Origin of the sequence: Acetobacter sicerae (genome assembly GCF_011516765.1) — a bacterium.
Lineage (GTDB): Bacteria > Pseudomonadota > Alphaproteobacteria > Acetobacterales > Acetobacteraceae > Acetobacter > Acetobacter sicerae.
Map to the genome: position 1 here is coordinate 21,475 of NZ_JAAABN010000024.1, position 6,368 is coordinate 27,842.

The 6,368-nt window shown below is 59.7% G+C and carries 7 protein-coding genes; 1 reads left to right on the plus strand and 6 read right to left on the minus strand.

Annotated elements, in window-relative coordinates; all coding sequences use genetic code 11:
- Positions 1 to 179: 179 nt before the first annotated feature.
- Positions 180 to 1,793, plus strand: a complete 1,614-nt coding sequence (locus tag GVI59_RS16345; RefSeq protein ID WP_173575149.1) for an ISL3 family transposase — start codon at positions 180 to 182, stop codon at positions 1,791 to 1,793.
- Between the two features lie 196 nt (positions 1,794 to 1,989).
- Here the strand turns inward: GVI59_RS16345 and GVI59_RS16350 are convergent, their stop codons facing one another.
- From GVI59_RS16350 to GVI59_RS16375, 6 genes are all read right to left on the minus strand, one after another.
- A complete protein-coding gene (locus tag GVI59_RS16350; RefSeq protein ID WP_166318907.1) occupies positions 1,990 to 2,553 on the minus strand; it encodes a c-type cytochrome in 564 nt (187 codons plus the stop codon).
- Positions 2,554 to 2,619: 66 nt separating this feature from the next.
- The gene (locus GVI59_RS16355) at positions 2,620 to 3,012 is read right to left on the minus strand and encodes a hypothetical protein (RefSeq protein WP_173575150.1); all 393 of its coding nucleotides are present in this window, start codon (positions 3,010 to 3,012) and stop codon (positions 2,620 to 2,622) included.
- 80 nt (positions 3,013 to 3,092) lie between these two features.
- The gene (locus GVI59_RS16360) at positions 3,093 to 3,899 is read right to left on the minus strand and encodes a copper resistance protein B (RefSeq protein ID WP_062268971.1); all 807 of its coding nucleotides are present in this window, start codon (positions 3,897 to 3,899) and stop codon (positions 3,093 to 3,095) included.
- On the minus strand, positions 3,896 to 5,728 hold the full coding sequence (locus GVI59_RS16365) for a copper resistance system multicopper oxidase (RefSeq protein ID WP_099349045.1): 1,833 nt from the start codon (positions 5,726 to 5,728) through the stop codon (positions 3,896 to 3,898). Before GVI59_RS16365 ends, GVI59_RS16360 begins: the two co-directional genes overlap by 4 nt.
- 76 nt (positions 5,729 to 5,804) lie before the next feature.
- Positions 5,805 to 6,179 (minus strand): hypothetical protein, encoded by a 375-nt coding sequence (locus tag GVI59_RS16370; RefSeq protein ID WP_010515591.1) that lies wholly within the window; start codon positions 6,177 to 6,179, stop codon positions 5,805 to 5,807.
- A 35-nt stretch (positions 6,180 to 6,214) separates the two neighbouring features.
- The gene (locus GVI59_RS16375) at positions 6,215 to 6,352 is read right to left on the minus strand and encodes a metal-sensing transcriptional repressor (protein WP_242013177.1); all 138 of its coding nucleotides are present in this window, start codon (positions 6,350 to 6,352) and stop codon (positions 6,215 to 6,217) included.
- Positions 6,353 to 6,368: the final 16 nt, after the last annotated feature.

The window sequence follows — 6,368 nt, forward strand, 5'->3', positions numbered from 1 at the left end:
TGGCCCTACCCAATCCTGCTTTAGGCGGCAGGCGCCCGATAAACACGTCAGTAAGGTGCTCATGGTGTTGATTTTCGTTGAGAACTGGGTTCTTCCGCACTTTTCGTGATGGGTATCTTGTACTGAGGTTCCGGAACTGGGAAATCCAGAAAGTCGTTCACTTTCATGGATATTCCCCAGTGTCACGCCTTCGGTCTCTTGATCTTCCCCGTTCCCTCGTCGTTCGTCGTGTTGTTGCACTGGATAACAGAGTGGAGATCGAAGTCGGTCTGCGAAAACGGAGTGCAGTGTGTCCGGACTGTCAGTGCCCGACACAACGCATTCACAGTTTCTATCAGAGAAAACTCGCGGATCTTCCATGGCAGGGCCGTCCAGCCACGCTGATCGTTTCTGTGCCGCGCTTTTTCTGCCAGACGATGCTTTGTCCACGTCGGACGTTTGTCATGCCCCTCGAGGGGATAACCGTGCGTCATGGCAGACAGACCACACGTCTTGCCGATCTTCATTATTATATCGCCCACACCCTGGGCGGTTCCGCTGGAGCACGAATGACCGTGCGCCTGTGTTGTCCCATCAGCGCGGATACTCTTGTCCGCCGTCTTCTCTCACGTGTGCAGAACACCACAAAAGGCACGGCCCTTACACGTGTGGTGGGGGTGGATGACTGGGCATGGCGGCGGGGACATCACTATGGAACGATTGTGGTCGATCTTGAGAAAAATGATGTCATTGACCTCCTGCCAGATCGGGACGCTGATACCCTTGCCCGATGGCTGCAGGTCCACCCCGGTATTGAAATCATTGCCAGAGACCGTGCCGGTACTTATGCAGACGGATGCCGCAGAGGCGCACCATCCGCTCTTCAGGTGACAGACCGCTGGCATCTGCTGAAGAACCTGTCAGACGCTTTTGTCAGCATTCTGGACCGTTTTACGACGACTGTCAGGACCCTGACACGACAGATGAACGTATCAACGGTCGTAAGCAAAATATCTGAAACAATCAGAGCGCATCCAGAAGAGGCGCAGGCGGTCGTCAGGTCAGCCTCTGGGGAACGGCGTGACATTCTTTTCAAGGAAGCTCTTGCCCTGAAAGCAGCGGGACACAGCATTCAGGCTATCGCCGCAACGATCGGGGTAGAGAGAAAAACCGTGCGGCGCTGGTTTCAGCGGGGCCATGCACCACCATGGAAAAGAACGGTTCCGTCACGCAGCATACTCGTGCCTTACACAGCCCACCTGGAAAAGAGATGGTCCGAAGGATGTCGCAATAGTCGTCAGCTATGGCGGGAACTCCTGGAGCAGGGCTTTGCAGGACAATATGGCACCGTCTGGAAATGGGTGGCGACGCGACAGGGATGTTCCGCGAAACCCGTTCCTTCCGCGCATGTCGTTGCACCTCGGGGACGCAGACTTGCGCGGCTTCTTCTCGCAGAGGATCCGTTATCTGCCGGACAGGAGGGACTGCTGGTTCCTGCCCTTCTGGAAGCTGAACCGCACCTTGCCGTCACACTCTGCTGGCTCAGGAAAATGCAGACCCTGCTCTGTAAAAGGGGTGACACCTGCACGGGAGGCGATCTGAAGGCTCTGCTGGAAGAAGGAAAGACGACGCTGCTGTCACGTCTGATTCCCGCGCTTGAACGGGATGCGGCTGCCATTGAAGCGTCTCTTGTCACACCTTGGACAACCAGCCCGGTTGAAGGACAGATCAGCCGACTGAAAATGATCAAGCGAACCATGTTCGGAAGAGCAGGCTTCGAACTCCTCAGGGCGCGTGTCCTTCAGCCCGCATAATCAAAAAACATCATCACGAAAAGTGCGGAAGAACCCAGTTCTCGGTGAAAATCAACACCTCATGGTTTCTCCAACACGTCATCATCCTCGGCAAAGCGCATACCGACCCATTTTCCGGACGTCGTCAGGAATAAGAAATTACTATACGGGGGTATGGCATATTTTCCTTGATCTCGATCAATTATCGCAGCGGCATCTACGGTCGGGGCATCGGCATATCCATGTCGTGATGCGTATGATGTCCGCCAGCTGCTCCTGCCTGGGCGACCAGCGCCTGGTAGTCAGAACTGTTCATTCCCGGAAGGCTCCCGAGAAACGCAACGATGTTCCAGAGATCATCATCACCATGATCCGCCCAGGACGGCATGCCCGACATCTTGATGCCATGCTTGAGGATCCAGAACAGTTCGCCCGGTGTATAGCGTTGCGCCACATCCTTCAGAACCGGCGGCTTCGGATACATCCCCACCGCCATATCCTCGGCCTCGACGCCCGGCGCGGAATGACAGGAGGCGCAATGCGTCGAAAAATGCGATGCGCCGCCGACGAGCCGTGCCTGCGTTTCAAGATCGACAGGTGCGGTAATGCCCTCGGCGTGATGCCGGATTGAATGGAGGCGTGCCGTTTCCAGAACACGATAGGTCAGCCGCCAGTGCGGCGAGGTGGCGCTCACATCATACAGGCCACCGAAAACGACGGTCGCTCCTGCGCCGATCCCAAACAGCAGGATACCGGCGAACCCCCAGATCAGTCTCGTCATACGTGCCTCCCTGGGCCTTTCCAGGGGCGACGCTGATGGCGCCGCCCCGCTCCGGTCAGGACCCGATCAGCGCTGATGAACCGCGTCAGGCATGCCCTGCGGCCCCATCGGCATCTTCATGCTGCTTTCCTTGTCACCGCAGCCCATTTTCATCTTGTGATCTGACGGCGCCATGGCGTGGCCGTTCGACATATTCATGCCCTTCATCTTCATACAGTCTCCCATCTTTCCCTTCATTTTCATGCCCTTCTCCATGCCCTCCATGCCGGAACCGGACATGCCGTCCATTTTCATCTTGTCGTGGTCCATCCCCGACATGCCGGACATGCCCTGCATCCCGGACATATCCTGACCCTGCGGCTGGGCCGGTGCCGGAGCGGGGGTCTGGGCATGTGCAACCGAGACCGTGGCCAGAAGTGCGGCCAGAGCGGCCGAGAACCTGAAATTCATAGTCAACATTTGTAAGTTCTTTATCTTTTGTTATCTGAAACGGGGCCGCACGGAGCGCCCCGCAACGACTTCACATCGGGCAGGAGCGGTCAGAACCACGTCCTGATCCCGAAGGTGAAATTCAGGTCATGGACACGCTCATTCCTTGAACGCGCCATGTCGGCGGCCTGACCGAACGTGCCGGAGTAACTCACGCCGATATAGGGCGCGAATTTCCGATGCCATTCGTAGCGAAGCCGCAATCCCGTATCGATATCGGACAGCCCGGTTCCGACGCCGCGCGCACGATCGGACGCGGAATAGAAGTTCATCTCGACCTGGGGTTGGAGAATCAGGCGATTAGTCAGCAGGATATCGTATGAGCCCTGCAGACGCCCCGCCGCACCCCGGTCGCTGAAATAGGCCGTGGCCTCCACATTGAAGAAATATAGAGCCAGTCCCTCGACCCCGATCGCGCCCCAGGCCCGTGTGGGGCCGTTGTCAATATCGAGACGCACGCCGGTCTGGACATCGAAATACCGGGAGATAGCACGATCATAAAGGGCCTCATGGTCTCCATCACCGAACTTGCCGTTTGTGCCGACCGTGCCTTCGGATTTCAGCCAGAGCTTGTCGTAGTCGGTGCCGAACCAAGCCTGCCCATCGTAACGGAACTGCCCGCCATCGGCACCAAAGCGCGCCTCGAACTGGTCGAGCAGCGCATGCATGTAGATGTTATGGTCCATGACCGGCTGGATGCCGTTGATATAGACCACGGGCGCGGGAGCCGAGGCGGTCTGCGCTTCCTGGGTTCCTTCGCTCTGGCGTGCCGGGACTGACTGGGCGCGTCCCGTGCCAGGTACCGCGGTAGCCAGTCCAGCGGCAAGGACCGTGCCACCTATCAGACCCCGGATCACGACACCACCACCGTGCGGAACATGCCCACCTCCATGTGGTAGAGCAGGTGGCAGTGATACGCCCACAGCCCGGGTTCGTCCGCCGTGACCAGGTAACTCAGCCGCTCACCCGGCTTGACGGTAATCGTGTGCTTGTAGGGTCGGCACTCGCCCTGCCCATTTTCCAGTTCACTCCACAACCCATGCAGGTGGATCGGATGCTCCATCATCGTGTCGTTGATCAGGACGAAGCGCACCCGCTCGCCCAGGGTGAGACGAATGGGCTCCGCTTCCGAGAACTTCTTGCCGTCAAACCCCCAGATGAAGCGTTCCATGTTGCCGGTCAGATGCAGGGTGATCTCGCGCGATGGCGGGCGCGGGTCCGCGCCCGAGATCGTCGCCCGCAGATCGGCATATGTCAGAACGCGGCGACCATTGTTCTCCAGCCCGTCGCCCGGTTCCGCCAGCCGGTTGATCGGCATCATGGCGACACTCTGCACCGCGACGCCGGGCTTCAGCTCTGTTTTATGCCGCGACGCAGCCGCCATGCCCGGCATATCCATCGCAGCGGCTCCGGGTCTGTTGGCCTCCTTCATGTCCATGTGATCCATGTCCATGCCGCCGCTGGCAGGGGCTTCACCGGGCTTCCCCGGCGAACTCCCCATCTCCATGCCCGCCATGCCGCCCTTCATGTCCATATTCCCCATGCCCATGTCGGTCATGGTGCGCAGCGGGCGCGGGTCCATGGGCGGGACCGGACCGGCAAGGCCTGGACGGGTGGCGAGCGTGCCGCGTGCGTATCCGGTACGATCCTCAGCCTGGGCAAAGACCGTGTACGGTCCATCGGCGGTGGGCTCGACAATCACATCGTAGGTTTCCGCAGGTCCGATGCGGAATTCATCGACAGGGATGGGCTCCACGTCATTACCGTCGGCCTGAACGACGGTCATCGTCAGGCCGGGAATGCGCACGTCGAACAGCGTCATCGCCGATGCATTGATGAAGCGCAGGCGTATGCGCTCGCCCGGTCGGAACAGGCCCGTCCAGTTTGCAGCAGGCGACTGGCCGTTGATCAGGTAGGTGTAGATGATGCCCGACACATCCAGAATGTCGGTCGGCGCCATGTTCATGGCACCCCATTGCAGGCGATCTCGGATCGTCGCACCCAGCCCCTGCCGATGTGCGTCACGGAAGAACGTGTCCACCGTACGCTGGCGGAAATTGTAGTAATCGCTCTGGAATTTGAGGTTGGAGACGATGTCCTCAGGATCGACGTCGGTCCAGTCGGACAGGACCATCACATAATCGCGGTCGAAATGCTGCGCGTAACCGTCTCTCGGGTCGATGATCAGAGCCCCATACAGGCCCGTCTGCTCCTGGAAGCCGGAATGGCTGTGATACCAGTAAGTGCCGCTCTGATGCAGCGGGAAGCGATAGGTGAACGTGTCACCCGGCGCGATCCCGCCAAAGCTCAGACCGGGCACGCCGTCCATGTCGGCCGGCACCCGGATTCCGTGCCAGTGGATCGAACTGGGCTCATCCAGCCGGTTGGTGACATTCAGTTCGACTGTGTCGCCCTGACGCCACCGCAGGATCGGCGCGGGCGTGGAGCCGTTCACACCCACCGCGTGCATGCGCGCACCGGTGATATTGACCGGCACAGAACCGACCGTAAGGTCGAAACGGGTGCCAGGCAGCGGGTCGGGCCGACCCGACGCCGGTGTATAGACCGGAGCGTAGGCGCCCGCGCTGCGCTGCGGGACGGCCAGCGCCGCCCCCCACAGGCCCGTCCCGATGACGAAACGGCGGCGCGTGATCGCGCCCCGTCCCGTAAGTGATCGTATTGACATGAATAATAGTCCGCAAAAGAGAGAAGGCGGAACCGGTCATAGGTCCATGACCAGCCCTGAGACTGTCAGAACAGAATCAGGCCATCTGTCTGGGCGGCGGCAGGGCGGGCGCGAACGCACGGCCGACCATGCGATCTGAGCGCGACATGCCGAAAGGCGCGGTAACACCTGCGTAATCAAACGCCCTGGTCACGGATGGTGGCATCAGCCAATTGGCGACGCAGGAACCCTGGACACAGCAATCGCCGCAATGATGACATGGGTGATGATCGTGGCACGGTTCATGATTGCAATGTGCGGTCGCCGCATCCGCATGAGATGGCATCTGCATCCCTGGCATGTCGACCATCGGCTGGGTAACCAAAGCAACTGTAGAAGACACCGTGGCGGCATGACCCGGCATGATGGACGCCAGCATCAGCCCCACCTGCAGAAGCAGGCAGGCCAGCAACCGTCCCAACCGTGTCGCGCCGATCCCTTGCACGTCTACCCCGTTATCTTGCTGACCGTTTCGATCAGTTCTCCGATCTTTTCCTGACGCTCCACCGGATCGCCGGATTCGATCGCCTCTACAACGCAGCCCGCGATATGTTCGCGCAGAACAAGCCCCTCGAGCCGATGCAACGCCGCCTTGGCGGCC

What these genes read in the sequence shown, in the direction of transcription:
- GVI59_RS16350 (WP_166318907.1), bottom strand. Translation starts at nt 2,553, where the DNA reads ATGACGAGACTGATCTGGGGGTTCGCCGGTATCCTGCTGTTTGGGATC.
- GVI59_RS16355 (WP_173575150.1), bottom strand. Translation starts at nt 3,012, where the DNA reads ATGTTGACTATGAATTTCAGGTTCTCGGCCGCTCTGGCCGCACTTCTG.
- GVI59_RS16365 (WP_099349045.1), bottom strand. Translation starts at nt 5,728, where the DNA reads ATGTCAATACGATCACTTACGGGACGGGGCGCGATCACGCGCCGCCGT.